The sequence below is a fragment of the Oscillospiraceae bacterium genome, from assembly GCA_034925865.1.
Lineage (GTDB): Bacteria > Bacillota > Clostridia > Oscillospirales > SIG627 > SIG704.
This window is the reverse complement of sequence record JAYFRN010000011.1, coordinates 52,012-70,835: the sequence shown is the minus strand read 5'-3', so window position 1 is coordinate 70,835 and position 18,824 is coordinate 52,012. Positions and strand designations below refer to the sequence as shown.

Genomic DNA, 18,824 nt, shown 5'->3' with positions numbered 1-18,824 from the left:
TATAGTTTCAAAAAAAGGAATCAGAGGCATAAAAAATTGCAGAATCAGAACTCATCTCAATCGCTTGGCACAATAGAAATAATCGATGTTCATAATCATATATTTCCTGATAAAATAGCGCTACGCGCGGCGGAGAATATTCGCGATTATTACGGCTTTTCCGATATGGAGGGCGACGGCACATCTGCCACGCTTCAGAATCTCGCCCGCGCGCTTAACGTCAGACACTTCATCATTTCCTCCGCAGCAACAAAACCCAACAGCGTCGGTACGGCAAACGATTATATACACGAAATGACGTTCGCTGATCCCATATATATTGGGCTCGGCACCACGCATGCCGGTTTTGCCGATCATAAAAAGGAACTCGTCAGAGTGAAGATGATGGGTCTGCGCGGATTAAAAATTCATCCGGATTTTCAGGGCTTTCCAATAAACGACGAAAGGCTTTTCCCGGCATATGATGCGGCATCAGAGCTTGATCTGCCAATACTTTTTCATGTCGGCGATGAAAACAGCAGTTTGTCGGAAGCAAAAAAGCTTAGATTTGTCATGGACAAATTTCCACAGCTGACGGTTATCGCCGCGCATATGGGCGGATATAAAAAGAAAGCGGAGGCTGAAGAATACCTTGTTGGCACCCGCGCTTATTTCGACACATCAGAATGGCATAATTATCTGAAACCCGATGAGTTATTAGATATGATACGCCGCCACGGAATAGAGAAGATCATGTATGGCTGCGATTATCCGTTGAATTCGCCATACACATCCGCAAAAGCTCTGTTTAACTGTGATTTGACTGAAAAAGAAAAAAGACTTATATTTTCGGGAAATGCAAAAAAGCTGTTCAGAATAGATGATTGAATAATTCAATAATTCAATAACACAGCGGCAAGGCGCAAAGCCTTGCCGCTGTGTTATTGAAGAAATGAGGACAGCCTGATGCCGTTATAAACGATACAATGAAATATATCAGAACAGATCTTTTATTCTCTACGTATAAGTATACCTTTCATAAAATCTGTTTCATTATGTATTTGATAGATAGTTTCTTTTTCGCTTTCGGTACAACCGATCAGTATTTTATTTTCCGAATCGCGTTTAATTATATCTACAGTACAGATGATAGCATCGTTTTTTTGCTCTTTATCCGTACCAACCCAAATGTCAATACCACCTTTATCCATTGAAGAGGTATTTTTCAAATAGCCGTAATCAATTTTATATATAAATTCAGGATATCTCGGATGAGCAGTACCTTTCGGACGGTCTATTATTATTTCTGATTCATTTACCAATTTATCTAATGCTTTCCAGAATTCGTCGTTCATTTGGTTCGTCCTTGTACAATTATAATTCAGATGATTGTATACCAGTGATATTGGCTTCATTTATAACTATTTATGCTGTTTTCAGCTTTTTGAAGAATAAGAGAAACTTTTTCCGCAAAGCTCCTCTTTTATAAGTATCGGAGACATAGTCTCCAAACATATCATCATTTCTTTTCATACACGCCTTCGATAAGACCGACACGCTTCGCGTGGCGTCCGCCTTCAAACTCGGTATTTAAGAAAATATCGCAAAGCTCTACGGCAAGCCCGTCGGACACGACTCTGGCGCCGAAGCATAAGACGTTTGCGTCGTTGTGTCTTCGGGAGAATTTGACACTGTAGCTGTCTATGCTGCATATGGCTCTTACGCCGCTTTTTTTATTGGCGCAAAGCATCATGCCGATTCCTGTTCCGCATATGAGAATACCGAATTTTGCTTCGCCGGAAGCGACTGCCTCGGATACAGGACGTGCGTATATCGGATAATCATCGAATTTCTCGCTTGATAAAGCTCCAAAATCCTTGAACTCCAATCCCTTTGAAGTGAGATATTTTTTTACGGATTCTTTAAGATGAATGCCGGTATGGTCGCATCCTATTGCAATCATTTCTCATTAACTCCGATCTCGTTTGATTTTTTAGTTCTTTCCGCTCCGGATTCCCGAAGGTATACAGGTGAGAGCATGGCGGGAGCGAGCTTATTTCCCTCGCTCATTGATTTTTCGCCCAAAAGAGCGACTGTCGCGGCATTTTGATAAATTAAATGCTCAGGCGCAAGTTTATAAGTAAAGTTTCGCCCTTCTTGGGCGCATTTATTACTAAATATATTATAAAGTTTTTTTGCTCCGTCTCCGTTCAGCAATACCGCTTTCCCGGTAGCAAAAAGCTCATCAAAAAGCGCGTCTGCAGAAATTGCCCTGTCCGGAGTCAGTCGTACAAGCGTGCCTTTTGAATCTGATACAGTAAAAAGCGCGTTGTAGAATTCGTTTCTGCGTGCGTCCATGACAGGGCATATTATCATGTTGCCGGCAAACGCAAGATTATATGCAAGCGCCTCGAGCGTTGATACGGCGGCGCATGGTGTATTAAACGGGAAAGCGAGACCCTTGATTGTCGATATTCCTATTCGCAGCCCGGTGAACGAACCTGGTCCTGCGGATACCGCAAAAAGGTCAATATCAGTCGGCTTTAATCCCGCCGAAGAAAGCACCGTGTCTATCATTGGGAGCATCCGTGTGGAATGCTCCATCTTTAAATTGACAGAAAAAGCTGCGACCAGCGAGGAATCGACCATAACTGCGGCCGTTGCGGTGATGGCCGAAGTATCAATCGCGAGTATATTCATACTCATAACCTATCTCCTGTTTTTTCAATTGTTATGTGCCGTATATTATCTGTGCTTCCGTCCTTAGATATTTTGACATCGTATCTTTCGGAGGGAAGCGCGAACGGTATATTGTCGCTCCATTCGCATAATGTGATACCATCTGAAATCAAATCAAAAAATCCGCATGATTCAAGGTCGTCCTCGCCCTTTATGCGGTATACATCAAAGTGATTCACGACAGCGGTTTTGCCGCGATATGTGTTTATTATCGCATATGAAGGGCTTGTAACATGTGCATCAGGAACGAGCGCATGTGTAAATCCTCGCGCGAATGCTGTTTTCCCGGCACCGAGGTCGCCGTAAAGCGCAAAGAAATCACCGTTTGATGCGCATTCGGCGCATTTTGCGCCGATGCTTTCCGTATCCGCTTCGGAATATGAAACATATTCTACTAAATTATTCATTAAAACAGTCCGGATATCCTTCCGTTTTCATCAATGTCGATTATTTCCGCCGCCGGCTTTTTCGGAAGCCCGGGAAGTGTCATGATTTTGCCGGTTTTACAGACAACGAATCCAGCTCCCGCCGAAAGCGTCACTTCTCTGACATGCAGTACGAAATCTTTCGGACGTCCGAGAAGTGACGGATCATCCGAAAGAGAAAATTGAGTTTTCGCCATACAGACAGGACATGACGAATACCCCATTTTTTCGATCTGAGATATGGCTGCGACCGCGGCCGGTTCGTATTCGATCGTTCCGGCTCCGTATATCAGTCTTGCGACGGTTTCAATTTTATCTTTAAGCGGAAGAGAGTCTTCGTACAAGGGCTTGAACCTTCCGGGCGCGTTTGCGGCCGCGACGGTTTTTTCCGCGAGCTCGAGCGCTCCGATTCCGCCTTCGGCAAAAGCCTTCGAAACGGCAAAACCGCATCCCATTTTTTCACACAGCTCTCTGACTATGTTTATCTCTTCATCGGTGTCGGTGTAAAAATGATTCAGCGCGACAACGATATTGACTCCGAATTTTTTCAGATTTTCTATATGAGCTTCGAGATTGCACAGCCCCGCTTTAACCGCGTCTGCGTTTTCTTTGGATGTTTCTTCTTTTTTGATTCCGCCGTTATATTTAAGCGCGCGGAGCGTCGCGACGAGTACTACCGCGCTCGGCGCAATTCCGGAAAGCCGGCATTTAATATCAAAGAACTTTTCGGCACCTAGATCCGCGCCGAATCCCGCCTCCGTAACTACATAATCACACAGCTTTAAGGCAAGAAGGGTTGCTCTGACAGAGTTACAGCCGTGAGCGATGTTTGCGAAAGGTCCGCCATGGATAAGGCATGGCGAATGCTCTATTGTCTGAACCAGGTTTGGCATAATAGCGTCTTTGAGTAAAACCGCCATCGCGCCCTCTGCGTGGAGGTCGCGGCAGAATACCGGGCTGCCATCGTATTTGTCAGCTACAATCATTGAGGCAATTCTTTGTTTAAGATCGGACAAATCGCTTGCCAGGCACAATATGGCCATGATCTCGCTCGCGACCGTGATCATGAAGCTTTCTTCTCTGACAACGCCGTCGGATTTAGCGCCCATTCCGATTACCGTGTTTCTCAGCGCGCGGTCGTTCATATCGAGCACACGTTTGATGTAGACGCGTTTCGGATCAATGCTCAGCGAATTGCCTTGATATATATGATTATCGAGCATTGCGCAAAGCAGATTGTTCGCGGAAGTAATCGCGTGAAAATCACCGGTGAAGTGAAGGTTTATATCCTCCATCGGCAACACCTGTGAATATCCTCCGCCGGCCGCTCCGCCTTTGACTCCGAAAACAGGTCCGAGAGACGGCTCACGCAGGCATATCATGCTTTTACGTCCCATTTTTGCAAGAGCCTGACCGAGACCAATTGTTGTGGTCGTTTTGCCCTCTCCGGCAGGAGTCGGGTTTATCGCGGTGACGAGAATAAGCTTCCCGTTCGGCGCATCCTTGACACGTTTTATCAGATTCTCGTTAAGCTTTGCTTTATATCTGCCGTACGGTTCAAGCTCCTCCGGCAGTATCGACAACTTTTCCGCGATTTCAGAAATAGGCAAAAGCGGAGTATCAAGAGCTATATCTACATCTGATTTCATGATTGGCGGTTCATCCTTTCACGATTATATAATGTCTGGGTTATGTTTGAATTTTCGTTTGCCGGTAATGAAAAATTATCTTTCGGACATACATGCGCGGTAAAATACTTGTCGTATGTGACATAGCCGGGCTTTGAACCGACGGGCTTTTTGACATAACGGGCAAGAGTATAATCGACATCAGCGGAATCGGCTCGCGAAAGCCGAGAATAAAATGCGCAAAGCTCCGCGCAGAATGTAAAATCTTCGGCCGGCGGCTCGGCTCCTTCTGTTACAAGCACTACATGTGATCCCGGATAATTTTTAACGTGAAACCAATAATCGTTTTTGTCTGCCAGAACGGTGGTGACATAATCATTTTGAAGATTGTTTCGTCCGAGCAAAACCTTATATCCGTGCGGAGAGCGCAGCTCTGCAGGCTTCGGCTTTTTTTGCTTTTCTCTTGAAATGGAGGCAGATAAGGACGCTTTTCCGTATCCCGATTTTGAAAGTTCCTCGCGTATTTCCTCTGTCTGAGCGACGGTTTCAACGCGCGAAAGGCTGTCGAATACACTGTCGATATAATCTAGTTCGCTTTTCGCTATGGATATCTGCTTGATCAGCTCGATATAGGCATTTTTCTTTTTCGTAAAACCGCGGTAATATTTTTGCGCGTTTTGCGCGGGTGTTAGGCGTGTGTCGAGTTTAATGTTGACTTCTGATGGAGGATCGGTAGAATAATCCGTGGCTGTTACGGATCCGTCACCTTTTTTGATTTTATATATTTCCTGTGTGATCAGGTCGCCGAAAAGCTTCATACTTGAGGAGCTTTCGCATTCGACAAGCTCCTGTGTTTGCAGAGAAATCTTCTTTGTCAGCCGGTTTTTTGCGTTTTTCAATATTGTATTTATGTCGTTCAATTTTTGCTTCATGCGCTCCGCTTTATCTCTCGCGGAGAAAAAGCCGTCGATGGCGGCAGAAGCTGAAGAAAACGGAATACACTCCGCGCTCTCACCGTATTGACGGATGCACATGAATGAATAATCTATCGGTTTGCGCTCCGGATTGCTTTCATAAACGATGCACGGGGTAAAATTGCCGTCCTTTACACACTGGACTATGGAATTAAAAGAATTCCATAGTAATCCGGACGGACATTCCGCGAGGGACGCCGTGCTGTTTCCGACCGCGCTGAATACCATTTCGCGCGCGGTCATCGGGCTGAGGCCGGCAAAGGTTGTAAAAATCGCTTCGGCGGCGCCCATATTTGGATCAAGCGAGCCGATCACAGAGAGAAATTGATCTTTCGATATACTCATCGTGTCAAGCTTGTCCTGTTTGGGAGGAAGCTCATATACGAGTCCGGGTACGATTTTTCTGTCGGACGGGCTTGTCAGATCGGAGGTGCGGAACGCGGAAATAATCTTGTCCTGCTCGTCGCAGAAAACGAGATTGCTGTTACGCCCCATTATTTCGACATAAATTCTGTTCTTTACTCTGAAGCCCATCTCGTCTCCTGTGTCGAATTCGAGCAATATAACGCGCTCGAAGCCGCATTGGGTAATAGAGGTTATATGGCTTCCGTTGAGATGTTTTCGGAGAAGCATACAGAACATATATGCTTTGGCTGGGTTTTCTTTTTGAGTCTGTGTGACGCACACGCGCGGATTATTTGGAGAAGCGGAAATCAAAAGGCGCAGACTGCCTGCTGCGGTATGCACAAGCAGATTTATTTCATCCTTCTCGGGCTGAAGTACCTTTTCAACACGGCCTCCCGTGACGATTCTGTCAAGCTCAAGCGCGGTACATTTTATCATACAAGCGTCGGCAGACATATCAGATACCTCCCTTAAAGCTCAATGAGCTTTTTTTCACATTTTGTAATATCAATGCATCCGTTATCCGTAACATATACCACGTCCTCAATCCTTACGCCGAATTTGTCCGGAAGGTAAATTCCGGGTTCTACACTCAATACAGCACCGGCCGGAACCGGTTTGTCGTATGAAGGAGCGAAAAGCGGACTTTCGTGAATTTCAAGTCCGACACCGTGTCCTGTCGAATGGCGGAATGCGTCTTTATATCCCGCCTCGGAGATCAATTCACGGGCGGCCTCGTCGACTTTTTTGCCGATGACTCCGGCTTTCACTTTCGATATGGCCGCTGTCTGAGCGGCAAGGACTATGTCATATATTTTCTTCATTTCTTCAGACGCATGCCCCAGCACGACTGTCCGCGTCATATCCGAACAATATCCTTCGAATATACATCCGAAATCCATAGTGACGAAGGCGTCCGGTGTCAGCGTGATGGCCTCGGGTCTGCCGTGCGGCATGGATGTCTTTTTTCCGGAAACACAAATAGTGTCGAAAGATACGTTTTCTGCTCCGTGAGAACGCATATAGAATTCGAGCTCGAGAGCAGTTTCCTTTTCTGTTCGTTTAGGTGAAATAAATTCTAAAATATGTTCAAATGCCTTCTCGGATATCCTCTGCGCCGATATAAGAAGCTCCAGCTCATTTTGCGATTTGCATTCGCGAAGCGATTCTAGCTTTGTACCTAATGGTAAAAAGCGCGCGGATGTGAAGCGATTTTTATACGATTCTAAATCGGCGCAGGTGAGTCTGCGATCTTCATAAAGAAGAGTGTCTGCTTCGCCTGAGGAGAGCATATCGTTTATTTCAGCCGTAAAGCCGTAATTTTTCAGCTCGATTTCGTCAGGTATCTGCCCGCACTTTTGTGCAATCTGCGCCATTTCGTAGTATCTTGAATCAAGAAATAGTACCGCTTTTGAAGATGTTACATAAAGATATCCGTCAGTTGACAGAAAATTCGACAGGAATCTTCTGTTAACTGACGAAAAGATTATGGCGCATTCCTTTTCGCTTATAATGTTCATGAATTTTGTGATGTTATGCATGTTGATCACCTTAAATTTTGCTTTTCAAAGACATCTTTTTTCTGCAAGCCGATATCAGAGGCCTTTCGAAAAAGCGTTTTAGCCTGATAAATAAATTTTCTTTTGATATATCTATGGGAGAAACAAGAATTGATATAATGCCTTCTCGCTTTGCCGCGAGTATATCTGTAAATATCTGATCGCCTACAAGAGCGATATGAGACGGTTCAAGCATAAAAGAGCCGGAAACGGCATCGAGTGAGCCCTTTTTCGGCTTTCCGGATTTGTAACTGTATGAAACCCCGAGGTTTTTAGTGAAAAGAGATACGCGTTTCTGCGAATTATTTGAAACTATACCGATTTTTATTCCGTTGTTTTTAAGCTTTTCAAGATAATCCACAATTTTTACATCAGGGTCGGGATGATTGTGAGGGACAAGAGTATTGTCTATATCAAAAATCACAGCCCGTATATCAAGACATTTAAGAAAATCGGGAGTTATGTCAAATACGGAGTCCAGCATATAATCGGGCATAAATAAATTCATCATCGCAAATATTAATACCTCACATAAATGCAATAAAACTTCAACTATAACTATATCACAAAAGTATGAGTTTTTAAAGCGTTATAAGCAAATTTCATCAAAAAAATGATGAGCTATATTTTACCGCAGATTTCACGGCGAAGTTTATCAATTATACGTTTTTCAAGCCTTGAAATATATGACTGCGATATTCCGAGCATATCTGCGACTTGCTTTTGGGTAAGCTCCTCGCGTCCGCACATGCCGAACCTGAGCTCTATTATGGTACGGTCCCGCTTATCAAGAGAAGCAACCGCACGCATTATTATGCTTTTCTCTTCTTCATTTTCCAGCGATTTGTGAACTTCGCTGCCATCGGAACCGAGAATATCAGACAGTAAAAGCTCATTTCCTTCACGGTCAGTGTTCAAAGGTTCTTCAATGGACACTTCATTTTTTATACAGCTCGTTTTTCTGATAAACATCAATATTTCGTTGTCAATACATTTCGAAGCGTAGGTTGCGAGCTTTATATTCTTATCAGGATCATAACTCTTTATTGCTTTTATCAGTCCGATCGTACCTATCGATACAAGATCTTCTGTTCCTATACCGGTATTGTCATATTTTTTCGCAATATATACCACGAGCCTTAGGTTATGCTCAATAAGAGTATTCCGTATCCCGATCGCTTCCGGACTTTTTCGGAACGCAGATACGAGAGCCGCTTCTTCCTCGGGCGTAAGCGGAGCAGGAAGATCAGAGCTTCCGTTTATGTAAAATATATCTCCGTCCGCTGTTTTTCTTTTTTTGAAAACACGAGTTAAAAATTTAATAATGCTTTTTATAAAATCAAATATCATTTTTATATCTCCTTGAAGCTTTTATAAAGATGAAGCGGGCAGCAGTCCGTCGAATCCGAGATAATCTCCTCCGCAGGTATCTATGCCTACGACAATCGAATCAATTTCTTTGCTTTTTGAAGCGGTGTGACCATTTTGAATCAGAACCTTTTCCGGTTTAAATCCGAACAGAATTCCGCTTCCGCCGCGGAAATGACAGGGTATCGCAAGAAAAGGAGGATAAGAACCGGCATTTTCCGGGATGTCATTTACTCCGCCGCGTATGAGCGCCATTGTTGGTTCGTCAAACAAGCCCGAAGCCGCTTCACAGCTCAAAGTCATAACGGGAAGACCAAAATATGGCTCAGTCAGAATATTTCCGGTATCAATAAGCAGTCTTGCCTGAATGTGCCTGCCTCCGAAATAAATAAAAGCGTCTGACGATGGGCATTCGAGCCGTGCACGAAGCCTTGCGTCTAAAAGCTTTATCAATATAAGTCCGATTCCGGCCGCAGCTGAATATATAAGCGCCCCGATCCCCCCTCCGGTATGTATTCCCGGCATTCCGAAAAAGAATTCACATATTCCTCCGTAAAATACGGCGCTGATTGCCGTGGCTCCGAAAAGAGGGAAAAGTTTCTTCCGCTTTTTAATACCGAAAGCAACGGCTACACTTAAAAAACAAGCGATGATTCCTGCGGCGGCAGCAGCCAAGGGCGGCGGCGACCAAAAGACAATACCAAGAGCGGCCGCGGCTCCTATACTGGAACCTATTATCAGACGACCGGCCGAAGCTTTTTGACGCATAAGCATCGAAGCGGTATATAAAGACATCAGATCCATCGCAATATTGATAAGTGAATACATATCGCCGTATATAATTTCGGCTTCCATCGCGTTCTCCTTTTCATCCGGAATATTAAAATATTACCTCATGATGCGTGCGGATTTTGTCGTATTGTATAATAAACCAAAATATTGCTTAATGGGTTTTATATAAAAAATGCTTATGATAAATCCATATTATGGGTAAAACTCATAAGGTTATTCGGGGAGCTTTTTTGTTTTGCGATTGTAATTTGTTACCATTTATATCTTTATGGCAAAAAGTCTGATGAAAAGAGAAAAGCGTTTTGCATAATAATGGGATAATCATAATGAGCAATTATTGTAAGAAGGAAGAATATTACATACAGCAGCGCAAGCCGCGAGTATTGACAATTTTCACGGATAATGATATAATTCCTACATAAAATGATTTTTACCGCATATCATAAAAACAGAATTTAATCCCTTGCTTTCTTAATTTGTTTATCAGTATGTATGTTCCGGCAAAAATGCTTATGTAGTATAACAGCAGTTATTAAAACGGCAATTGAATAATCCTTGTCTTTAAAGAGTGAAAAGCCCATATACCAGAGTCTTATCTCTTTAAGTTAATTGCAGAGTTAATAATAAAAAGATCGCTATAAAAGAAAAGCTTATGAATTAAAGCAGAAAGGCAGTATCCGGCGGAACATTATTCCGCGACTGCAGCTATATATAATTATAATTTTATTATGAAAAAATCAACAACTTATAAGATAATATGTATAATTACCGCTTTTTCACTGGCGGTATTTTGCTTTTCTTGTGATTTTCCGATGGGTAATTCGATAAAGGACGATGCGGGATCGCGTGACGGATACAAGGCCGATCCGGTAAAAAATGCTTCCGATACACCTGAAGAATCTATTGGTTCCGTCGGTCCTGCCGCTTATGACTATCTCGAAAGTCTTAATGTGAAAACATTCGGCGGCAGCGAGCTGCGTATTGCCGCTTTTGATGATGAATATTTTCTCACAAGCGGATTGACCGACCTCATACATTCGGCGGTAGATGAAAGAAACGCCCTCTGCGAATCAAAGCTCGGCATAAAAATCGTCGGCGCAGATGTGTCGCATACGTCCCTTAATGATTATTACGAAAAGCTTTGTGCTGAATATTATGCGAACAGCGATTTCTGTGAGCTGGTAATAATGCCGTACAGCCTGATGGACGCGTTTATTGCTCAAAACATGCTTCTAAATATGAATACATTGCCGTTTACGGATTATACCGCGCCATATTACGATCATAAAGCCATGGCGTCCGTCACGCCAGGCACGTTCGCATATGCCGCAATAGGCGATTATACATATTCGCCGGATAAAATATGGTGTGTATTTTATAATAAGGATCTTTGTGCAAAGCTTGGACTTAAGGATCCCTCAGAGCTTTTTAATAGCGGTGCATGGAACTGGGATATGGTAAAAACATATTCAAAAACCGCCAGAGACGCCGGATATTACGGCTTTACTACGAATACCGACGATACCACTTTCTGTGATGTGATATGGGCGTCTTCTGATATTACCACTATAGAAAACGAGCCGCCGTATCCGCCTGTCATGAATTTTAAAAACGATACGACTAACAGCGTCATGAAGCTCATTTCATCTTTGATTGTTGACAACAATGCTTTTCTTTCCGAAAGCCGTCGGGGAGATAAAGAGGGCGCGGATTATTTCAAGCAGGGAAGATGCTTGTTTTATATATACAAGGCTTCGGCGGTTTCGTTCCTTGATTCATATGATTTTACGGCAGGGGCGCTTCCCATGCCGAAGTGTTATTCTGATCAGGCAGAATACTCCGGTTATGTGGATCGCTCGACTCAGGCTGTATTTGTTCTTAATAATTGTATGAATACCGATCTTGCGGGCTCCGCACTACAGGTACTTTCGGCCGCGTCATATGGAAAGCTAAGCGATGTGTTCATGAAGATCTGTATGAATTATTATCTCCCCGACAATGATTCTGCTCTGATAATGAAACAGATCATATCAAACGCTTATTATGACGCAGGATATATGCTTGGAGGAAAAGCCCTTAAGGAATTCGGAGATGCCTCTTTTGAAATGATAAGATCAAAGGTGCTTTTCAATCTTGATTTCAATGAGCTTTACAAAGCAAATATAACCGCTTTCAACGAAAGATATTCCGTCAGAAATCTTTTCGTTATCAAACGCCAATAAATAAACTTGTGAGTCTATAGTAAAGATTATTTCGTCTTATTTTACAAAACAGATGTAAATAAAGAATATTCCATAGAAGGTCAATATATGAGAAAAAATACGGCAAGAATTAAATTAAAATCAATTTCGATCGCGGCGATGATTGTCGTCATGACAGCATCGGTCTTTTTCGGGTATCTCGTCGGACAGCAAAGCTTTGCCGCCGCGGAAGGCACTCCCGCAACTGCGGAAACGGGGACTGATCCGCTTATATCTTTGAGTTATCTCAATAATGTTCTAAAGCCGCAGATAATCGCTTCTCTGGATGAAATGATACGCGCAAAGGTCGAAACAGAGCTTGCAGGACAAATTTCTGAACAAATTAAAGCGGATATTTTTACCTATGTTTCTGCCGGAGTTAATGAAAAGCTTGCGGAGCTTGACGCAAAGATTGCCGCGGCGGAAGAGAAGCTCAACAATATGTCCGGTTCTGCCTCCGGTTATACCGTTCTGCATTTATTGAAAGGTCAGAAGCTTTACGCAAAAACAGCGGTTGAGCTGATACACAGGGCGGGAACCTGCCGTGTGATAACGCCTTTTGCGGAGCAGGGAATTGCCGATATGACCATCTCAAACGAGTTATTAAACGGTGAATACCTTTCACTCAACGATTATTGCCTTATACCGCGCGGTGATGACGGAAGGGGTATAGAGGTTGTTTCTGATGAAATATACATAATGGTGAGAGGTGAATACGAAATTGAAGGCTAGATCTGTTTTAGTAAGAATCATAGCCGCTTTTGTATGCCTGCTTATGTTTCTCGGCGTAATTTATGTTGCCTTTTACGGCGTTTTCAATGCAGGCGCGGATGATGCTTCGCAGATATATCCGATTAATACCGACAATATGGTGAGGGTGGCCAAAAACTATAAATTTTCAACAATAGACTGCCTTGCCCAAAGCCAGTCTGTCGGTTCAACCGGTCCTCTCGGATTGAATTTATATATAAATAACGGAAGCTCGGATATTTCGCTGTGCATCAGAAACGGCATGACCGTTGTCATGCGCGATATATCAATGTCAAAGGATTCGCAGGGCAATTTTATTCCCGCGACAGCAAATCTAATATATTCGCCGTATAACCTTATATCCGACGTATCCTATGTGTCACTTTCGGAATTTAATCAGGCTGTCGATTCTCTGCCGGATTCCGTTAAAGGCCATCATACATTTCCGATTATAAGCGAAGGCCGTTATTATATCGGGCTTGGTATGCATTTAAACGAAGGAGAGCGTGATTTGCTTGCTTCGTCGCTTCCCGATTGCGGGGACATACACTTTACTTCGTATGCCGCAACCGACAAAATGCTTGCTCTCGCCGACAAAACAAGCGGAGATACAATTCTCAAGCTCAACACAGCGGATGCAGCTCTATATGCATACCCTGTTCAACCTGATTCCGAAAAACAAACATATTATATTATCAACGAATATAATTATACTTATGAGGGCGTGTTTGAATATCAGACGACATCCAGCGGAATGTCTATGATTAATACGGTCGATTTTGAAGCTTATATGCGGGGCGTACTTCCTTACGAAATAAGTTCAGACTGGCCGGATGAAGCATTAAAGGCATTTGCGATAGTAATGAGGTCATACACGCTCGCGGGAAAGCCCTTCAAGCACCCGAATGACAACTATGATTTTTGTGACAGCACTCACTGTCAGGTATATCGCGGACTTCATTATGCGACCGCGAGGACGAACAACATAATAAACGAAACCAAAGGTCTTGTTTGTACATATGATAACCAGGTGGCGTGTACATTTTATCATGCTATAACCGGCGGACCGACGATCAGCTATAAGGATGCGTGGGACTGGTCAAATGAAAGCTATCCTTACCTTATATCTGTAATGGTTCCATATGAGAATTATAAGAAATATACGAACGGAGTATGGAAAACGACGGTTTCACTTAATGATTTGTCGGATTATCTTCTTTCAAAATCCAAAATATTGTCCAAGCTCAATTCTCCCGTCGCGGATGTAAAAATAACAAGATATCTAGACACCGGTTATGCGTATGAACTGACGCTTACAGGAACAAACGGAAACAAAGCTGTGTTCAAGCAAAGCGATGAGGTTAGAAATATTCTTACGAGATATGTAAAAAGTTCGCGTATGACGATATCAAATCCCGTCACTTTTACAATAAACGATTCCGGACCAGTGACAGCAGCCAGCGCAGATTATAATGTAATATCAGCTGACGCGGGCGGAAATACCTCGATTACGAGACTTGATCAGGACGCGTGCATTATAACTGCTGACGGCTATGAACAGCTTAAAGTCGACAAAACACAGTATATTTTTAACGGTACCGGATGGGGCCACGGAGTCGGAATAAGTCAATACGGGATAAAGGATATGGCGGATCTCGGATTTACATACGATCAGATAATAAAAGCTTATTTTCCACTGGTTACAATACAAAATTATTCTGAATTAAATTGAATAGGAGATTTATCATGGAACAGAAAAAACTTTACAGAAGCACCAATTCAAGAATGCTGTTCGGCGTTTGCGGAGGCATAGGCGAATATCTTAACATTGATCCCACTATTATAAGGCTGCTCGCTGTATTAACGGGCTGCACAGGAACAGGAATAATCGCATATATCGTCGCGGCTATTATAATTCCGGAATAGCCGGCCGGATATTGATACAAAACCCCATGCCAGGATATTCCGGCATGGGGTTTTTATTTCGGCTATGATACGAAGCTCTTTGGCTGAGGATCGGTAACGTGAAATTCACGAGTAAACGAGTTGTATCAGATCAATCAGAATCTGTATCTCCCACAGAATTTGTTATTGCCTTTACTTCTTCCTCGGTATATCCTCCTTGAAAGTGTAATTCAACATAAATATCAGTCGCAGGATCATAATAAACAGTTTTATATCCGTTTGATGCTGTTTCGGGTTTACCGATCATACCTGCCTTATTTATTTCTACTTTCAGCAGGGAATTATCCGAATGCGAAACAGCTGCTTCTATGCTCCAGTCATGCTCATTTATGACTGTGAAGATATCTTTGTATTCTTTACCGATGTATTGCACTCGGCTGACCTTATACGACTGCGACAGCTTTATAGCGGTATTGTTTCTGATGCAGGTAAGCGCTTCTCCGTTTATCAGCCTTGTCGCGTTTTTAATATATACCGGATAACCAGGAGACGACGAGAAATACGCTTCATCTGTGTTAAAATTATAACATATTTCGCCTGACAGATCATTTGTTTCGTCTAAAAGCGTATATTCGGCGATAAGCATGCTGTTATCATCTGAGATTGATTTTGGTATAATATTTAGCACAGGTACTATATTAAGCGGCTTTGTTAGCCCATTTATGTAATATATATCTTCGGGGGTTATATCGCAAATATAAACGGGCTTATTATTTTCATCGCTCATACTGACGATGGCAAATGTGCCTCTATATCGTTCTGCTGAGTAGGAAATAGCCACCATGTCAGAATTAATCCACATGAAATTGTAACCAAAGCGGCTTGCTGCATCAAAGTAAATTCTTTTATCACCGCGCTGGATTAATACATTTATAAATCTATTGCATTTAGGGTGGTATTGCATTGGAGTGGGTGTATATGACCAATCTCCGTATACATCAGTGCATTCCACCGGCGTAGTTAGCTCGAAATATGCGCCGCCCTTTGTGGAATAATCGGTTTCATTCAATATTTTGCTTATATCGCAGAAAATTGTGAAATTTCCGGTTTGCCACTTAAAGGCACCCGTTATGTCATTTTCCCGCAGGTAATAATCAGATGGAGCATAATATGACGTAAAATATCCCCGCATATTGCTGTTTATATATCCGGTAATATCCGTGATAGATGTTCCCGCCGCGGCAAAATAATCACTTAAGCCTACTTCAGTCTGAGTTTTGGTATTGAAATAATAACAATCGTTAATTTCCCCTCCGGCATCGCTTCCTATTACATATATGTTATGTGAACATATAATTGCAAGTATATCGCCTTCAAAAAAATATGTATAGTATGATGTTAAATATGTTCCGGGCAGTTTATCTGATTCTAATTTTCTGATAAAGTCGGCACATCTACGTGTGAAATCGGCTTCTATTTTTAAGTTGAGTCGGTTTGCGCCGTCAGTTTCGGCATTCAAGTGAGGAACAACAAAAACCGAATTATAAACGGTGTCTGATCCGTATTCATTGTTGACGGTTTCAAACGTCAATTTATAAGCATCGCAGACGGGAACGGATAAATCCGGTTCTATTTTATATTTTTGTAGATTACTTATAAAATAATAATTGTTGCATAGGATATCGGCAAGCAGCCTGAAATCAGTAAAGCAGATGTTTCCTTCTTCATCCATTGTTACATGGAAATCATATGACCCTAGATATTTTCTTCCATCATCGTCAAAATATGCTGTTACCCGGACAACTGCATCGGTTTCAGCCAATTCGATTATTTCATATTCTTCATTATCAGCTGCGTCATATGACCATTGCCCGACATAGCCTCCTATTTGGTACAATGCTCCATTATAATCGGCAAACAAAGGATGATTTCCATTGATTTCAGTATTAATAAGTGATTTGGTTAATTCTTCGTTAAAATATTTACGTGTAAGCATTTTAAGATCATTAAATGACGAAAGACCGGGTTCAGTGATTATTTGATATTCCATATCATTAATATCAGTAGTCTGACTACCGTGTTTGATTATGCCATATCCGGAATAAAAGGCATATACGCGTTCTGCTTCAGTGTATACCGAACGAAAAGCGGAAAGAAACTCTGCTTCTTTGCCCGTTATGGGCGGTTTGGTTTCTTCCCCGGTATCGGGTTGTGTTGTCTGAACATCTGTATCAGTTGTTTCAGCAGGATCAATTATATTGCCGGTTGTTGTTCGATTTGTTATATCATCTGTCGTTTTTGGTGTTGATATATTTGTTGTATCTGAAAAACTTGTTTTATCTGTTATCACGGTTGCAGTTGTTTCAAGGGTATCTGTCTGTGTCGTGTCATGCGTTTTGTTATCGGTGGTTTCGCATCCCACGAAAAGAGTCGTCAAAAAAACTATCATTAAAACTGCTGCGATCATTAATACGCCGCGTTTCTTTTTTATACAGTATAAAATATTCATGAATATCTCCTTTGACACTTCAAGGTACATATATGCATTATTTTTATAGTGTGAAATTCTAAATAAACAACAATGGCATACGTTCGATAACTATCATTTAATACTATGCCATAACACATCAGCAAGAAGTCTGAAATCAGTAAATATAATATTACCGTTATTATCTATTGTTACATGATAATCATATGATCCGAAGTGTTTTGTATGAACTTCTTCAGTATACGCGGATACCTGTACGACAGCATCGGTGTCTGATGATTCTATAAGCTCATATTGCTCGTTATCGGCCACTTCATAAGTCCATAGTCCGACATAGCCACCAATTCGGTATAATGCTCCATTGTAATTGATAAACAAAGGGTCATTTCCGTGATTTATTGTATCAATAAGAGATTCAGTTATTGCTTCACTAAAATATCTTCGCGTGAGTGTTTTTAAATCATTAATTGAATGCAGTTCTTGCTCTGTAATAATGAGATATGTCAAACCATCAATATCAACACTAAGTTCTCCGTGTTTAATAAGTCCATAACCGCTGTAAAAAGCATATACACGTTCAGCTTTCTCATATACCAATTTGAAATCGGCAAGCAGCTTTGCTTCTTTATCTAATGGAGTAATTTCTTTGCCGGTTTCCGCTTTTGTTACAAAAACTTCCCATAGCACATCGGCAAGCAGTTTGAAATCAGTAAATATAATATTACCGTTATTATCTATTGTAACATGGAAATCATATGATCCGAAGTATCTTCTGTCATATTCATCGACAGATGCCGTAACGCGAACAACTGCATCGGTTTCAGACAATTCGATTATTTCATATTCATCATTATCGACCGCGTCATATGACCATTGCCCGGCATAACCTCCAATCCGGTACAATGCTCCATTATAATCGATAAACAAAGGATGATTTCCGATATTTTGGGTATTAATAAGGGATTTGGTAAATTCGTCATTGAAATATTTACGTGTAAGCATTTTAAGATCATTTAGTGAAAAAAGCCCCGGTTCTGTAATTACGTCATACCTCATACCGTCAATATCAGTAGTTAAATTACCATGTTTTATTCTCCTATAAACGGAATAAAATGCGTATATGCGCTCTGCTTCTGTGTATACCGAACGAAAAGCGGAAAGAAACTCTGCTTCTTTGCCCGTTATGGCCGGTTTGGTTTCTTCGCCGGTATCGGGTTGTGTTGTCTGAACATCAGTATCAGTTGTTTCAGCAGGATCAATTATACTGCCGGTTGTTGTTTGATTTGTTGTATCTGAAAAACTTGTTTTATCTGTTATCACGGTTGCAGTTGTTTCAAGGGTATCTGTCTGTGTCGTGTCATGCGTTTTGTTATCGGTGGTTTCGCTTCCCGCGAAAAGAATCGTCAAAAAAGCTATCATTAAAACTGCTGCGATCATTAATACGCCGCGTTTCTTTTTTATATAGTATAAAATATTCATGAATATCTCCTTTGAAGAATCAAGGTTTGTTTATATGGTATTGAAAATGCTTGAAAGAATGTTAATGAATATTAATCATTTCAACTATATTAT

The 18,824-nt window shown here is 41.9% G+C and carries 17 protein-coding genes; 5 read left to right on the top strand and 12 right to left on the bottom strand.

All coding sequences use genetic code 11. The features are described 5' to 3' along the window. The first annotated feature begins 36 nt into the window (after positions 1–36). Positions 37–867 carry an amidohydrolase family protein gene (locus tag VB118_05935; GenBank protein MEA4832139.1) on the top strand — a complete coding sequence of 277 codons (831 nt, stop codon included), beginning with the start codon at positions 37–39 and terminating at the stop codon, positions 865–867. Positions 868–989: 122 nt separating this feature from the next. Here VB118_05935 and VB118_05930 read toward each other — a convergent pair whose 3' ends face one another. The 10 genes from VB118_05930 to VB118_05885 form a co-directional block, all read right to left on the bottom strand. Continuing rightward, a complete protein-coding gene (locus tag VB118_05930) occupies positions 990–1,334 on the bottom strand; it encodes an inorganic pyrophosphatase (GenBank protein MEA4832138.1) in 345 nt (114 codons plus the stop codon). 164 nt (positions 1,335–1,498) lie between these two features. Beyond that, positions 1,499–1,942 (bottom strand): ribose 5-phosphate isomerase B, encoded by a 444-nt coding sequence (gene rpiB, locus VB118_05925; protein MEA4832137.1) that lies wholly within the window; start codon positions 1,940–1,942, stop codon positions 1,499–1,501. Beyond that, the gene (tsaB, locus tag VB118_05920; protein MEA4832136.1) at positions 1,939–2,685 is read right to left on the bottom strand and encodes a tRNA (adenosine(37)-N6)-threonylcarbamoyltransferase complex dimerization subunit type 1 TsaB; all 747 of its coding nucleotides are present in this window, start codon (positions 2,683–2,685) and stop codon (positions 1,939–1,941) included. The genes rpiB and tsaB overlap by 4 nt, the downstream gene beginning before the upstream one ends. Continuing rightward, positions 2,682–3,125 carry a tRNA (adenosine(37)-N6)-threonylcarbamoyltransferase complex ATPase subunit type 1 TsaE gene (tsaE, locus tag VB118_05915; protein MEA4832135.1) on the bottom strand — a complete coding sequence of 148 codons (444 nt, stop codon included), beginning with the start codon at positions 3,123–3,125 and terminating at the stop codon, positions 2,682–2,684. The genes tsaB and tsaE overlap by 4 nt, the downstream gene beginning before the upstream one ends. Next, complete coding sequence (locus VB118_05910) at positions 3,125–4,792, bottom strand: formate--tetrahydrofolate ligase (protein MEA4832134.1); 1,668 nt, start codon at positions 4,790–4,792, stop codon at positions 3,125–3,127. The genes tsaE and VB118_05910 overlap by 1 nt, the downstream gene beginning before the upstream one ends. Continuing rightward, positions 4,789–6,606 (bottom strand): NFACT RNA binding domain-containing protein, encoded by a 1,818-nt coding sequence (locus VB118_05905; protein ID MEA4832133.1) that lies wholly within the window; start codon positions 6,604–6,606, stop codon positions 4,789–4,791. Before VB118_05905 ends, VB118_05910 begins: the two co-directional genes overlap by 4 nt. A 14-nt stretch (positions 6,607–6,620) precedes the next feature. Continuing rightward, the gene (locus VB118_05900) at positions 6,621–7,691 is read right to left on the bottom strand and encodes an aminopeptidase P family protein (GenBank protein ID MEA4832132.1); all 1,071 of its coding nucleotides are present in this window, start codon (positions 7,689–7,691) and stop codon (positions 6,621–6,623) included. Positions 7,692–7,701: 10 nt separating this feature from the next. Then, the gene (locus tag VB118_05895; GenBank protein ID MEA4832131.1) at positions 7,702–8,220 is read right to left on the bottom strand and encodes a YqeG family HAD IIIA-type phosphatase; all 519 of its coding nucleotides are present in this window, start codon (positions 8,218–8,220) and stop codon (positions 7,702–7,704) included. Between the two features lie 110 nt (positions 8,221–8,330). Next, complete coding sequence (locus VB118_05890; protein MEA4832130.1) at positions 8,331–9,059, bottom strand: sigma-70 family RNA polymerase sigma factor; 729 nt, start codon at positions 9,057–9,059, stop codon at positions 8,331–8,333. Between the two features lie 21 nt (positions 9,060–9,080). Continuing rightward, positions 9,081–9,932: a sigma-E processing peptidase SpoIIGA gene (locus VB118_05885; protein MEA4832129.1), complete on the bottom strand. Its 852-nt coding sequence runs from the start codon at positions 9,930–9,932 to the stop codon at positions 9,081–9,083. Between the two features lie 665 nt (positions 9,933–10,597). Between VB118_05885 and VB118_05880 the strand changes: the two genes are divergently transcribed. From VB118_05880 to VB118_05865, 4 genes are all read left to right on the top strand, one after another. Then, on the top strand, positions 10,598–12,091 hold the full coding sequence (locus tag VB118_05880; protein ID MEA4832128.1) for a hypothetical protein: 1,494 nt from the start codon (positions 10,598–10,600) through the stop codon (positions 12,089–12,091). Positions 12,092–12,178: 87 nt separating this feature from the next. Continuing rightward, positions 12,179–12,841 carry a hypothetical protein gene (locus VB118_05875; protein MEA4832127.1) on the top strand — a complete coding sequence of 221 codons (663 nt, stop codon included), beginning with the start codon at positions 12,179–12,181 and terminating at the stop codon, positions 12,839–12,841. Continuing rightward, positions 12,831–14,591, top strand: coding sequence for a SpoIID/LytB domain-containing protein (locus VB118_05870; GenBank protein ID MEA4832126.1), 1,761 nt, complete (start codon positions 12,831–12,833; stop codon positions 14,589–14,591). Before VB118_05875 ends, VB118_05870 begins: the two co-directional genes overlap by 11 nt. 14 nt (positions 14,592–14,605) lie before the next feature. Beyond that, complete coding sequence (locus VB118_05865) at positions 14,606–14,785, top strand: PspC domain-containing protein (protein ID MEA4832125.1); 180 nt, start codon at positions 14,606–14,608, stop codon at positions 14,783–14,785. A 130-nt stretch (positions 14,786–14,915) separates the two neighbouring features. Here VB118_05865 and VB118_05860 read toward each other — a convergent pair whose 3' ends face one another. Together VB118_05860 and VB118_05855 are read right to left on the bottom strand one after the other, a co-directional pair. After that, positions 14,916–17,273 (bottom strand): hypothetical protein, encoded by a 2,358-nt coding sequence (locus tag VB118_05860; GenBank protein MEA4832124.1) that lies wholly within the window; start codon positions 17,271–17,273, stop codon positions 14,916–14,918. Between the two features lie 93 nt (positions 17,274–17,366). Further along, positions 17,367–18,731: a hypothetical protein gene (locus VB118_05855; GenBank protein MEA4832123.1), complete on the bottom strand. Its 1,365-nt coding sequence runs from the start codon at positions 18,729–18,731 to the stop codon at positions 17,367–17,369. Positions 18,732–18,824: the final 93 nt, after the last annotated feature.

What these genes read in the sequence shown, in the direction of transcription:
- VB118_05930 (MEA4832138.1), bottom strand. Translation starts at nt 1,334, where the DNA reads ATGAACGACGAATTCTGGAAAGCATTAGATAAATTGGTAAATGAATCA.
- rpiB (MEA4832137.1), bottom strand. Translation starts at nt 1,942, where the DNA reads ATGATTGCAATAGGATGCGACCATACCGGCATTCATCTTAAAGAATCC.
- tsaB (MEA4832136.1), bottom strand. Translation starts at nt 2,685, where the DNA reads ATGAGTATGAATATACTCGCGATTGATACTTCGGCCATCACCGCAACG.
- tsaE (MEA4832135.1), bottom strand. Translation starts at nt 3,125, where the DNA reads ATGAATAATTTAGTAGAATATGTTTCATATTCCGAAGCGGATACGGAA.
- VB118_05910 (MEA4832134.1), bottom strand. Translation starts at nt 4,792, where the DNA reads ATGAAATCAGATGTAGATATAGCTCTTGATACTCCGCTTTTGCCTATT.
- VB118_05905 (MEA4832133.1), bottom strand. Translation starts at nt 6,606, where the DNA reads ATGTCTGCCGACGCTTGTATGATAAAATGTACCGCGCTTGAGCTTGAC.
- VB118_05900 (MEA4832132.1), bottom strand. Translation starts at nt 7,691, where the DNA reads ATGCATAACATCACAAAATTCATGAACATTATAAGCGAAAAGGAATGC.
- VB118_05895 (MEA4832131.1), bottom strand. Translation starts at nt 8,220, where the DNA reads ATGATGAATTTATTTATGCCCGATTATATGCTGGACTCCGTATTTGAC.
- VB118_05890 (MEA4832130.1), bottom strand. Translation starts at nt 9,059, where the DNA reads ATGATATTTGATTTTATAAAAAGCATTATTAAATTTTTAACTCGTGTT.
- VB118_05885 (MEA4832129.1), bottom strand. Translation starts at nt 9,932, where the DNA reads ATGGAAGCCGAAATTATATACGGCGATATGTATTCACTTATCAATATT.
- VB118_05880 (MEA4832128.1), top strand. Translation starts at nt 10,598, where the DNA reads ATGAAAAAATCAACAACTTATAAGATAATATGTATAATTACCGCTTTT.
- VB118_05875 (MEA4832127.1), top strand. Translation starts at nt 12,179, where the DNA reads ATGAGAAAAAATACGGCAAGAATTAAATTAAAATCAATTTCGATCGCG.
- VB118_05865 (MEA4832125.1), top strand. Translation starts at nt 14,606, where the DNA reads ATGGAACAGAAAAAACTTTACAGAAGCACCAATTCAAGAATGCTGTTC.
- VB118_05860 (MEA4832124.1), bottom strand. Translation starts at nt 17,273, where the DNA reads ATGAATATTTTATACTGTATAAAAAAGAAACGCGGCGTATTAATGATC.
- VB118_05855 (MEA4832123.1), bottom strand. Translation starts at nt 18,731, where the DNA reads ATGAATATTTTATACTATATAAAAAAGAAACGCGGCGTATTAATGATC.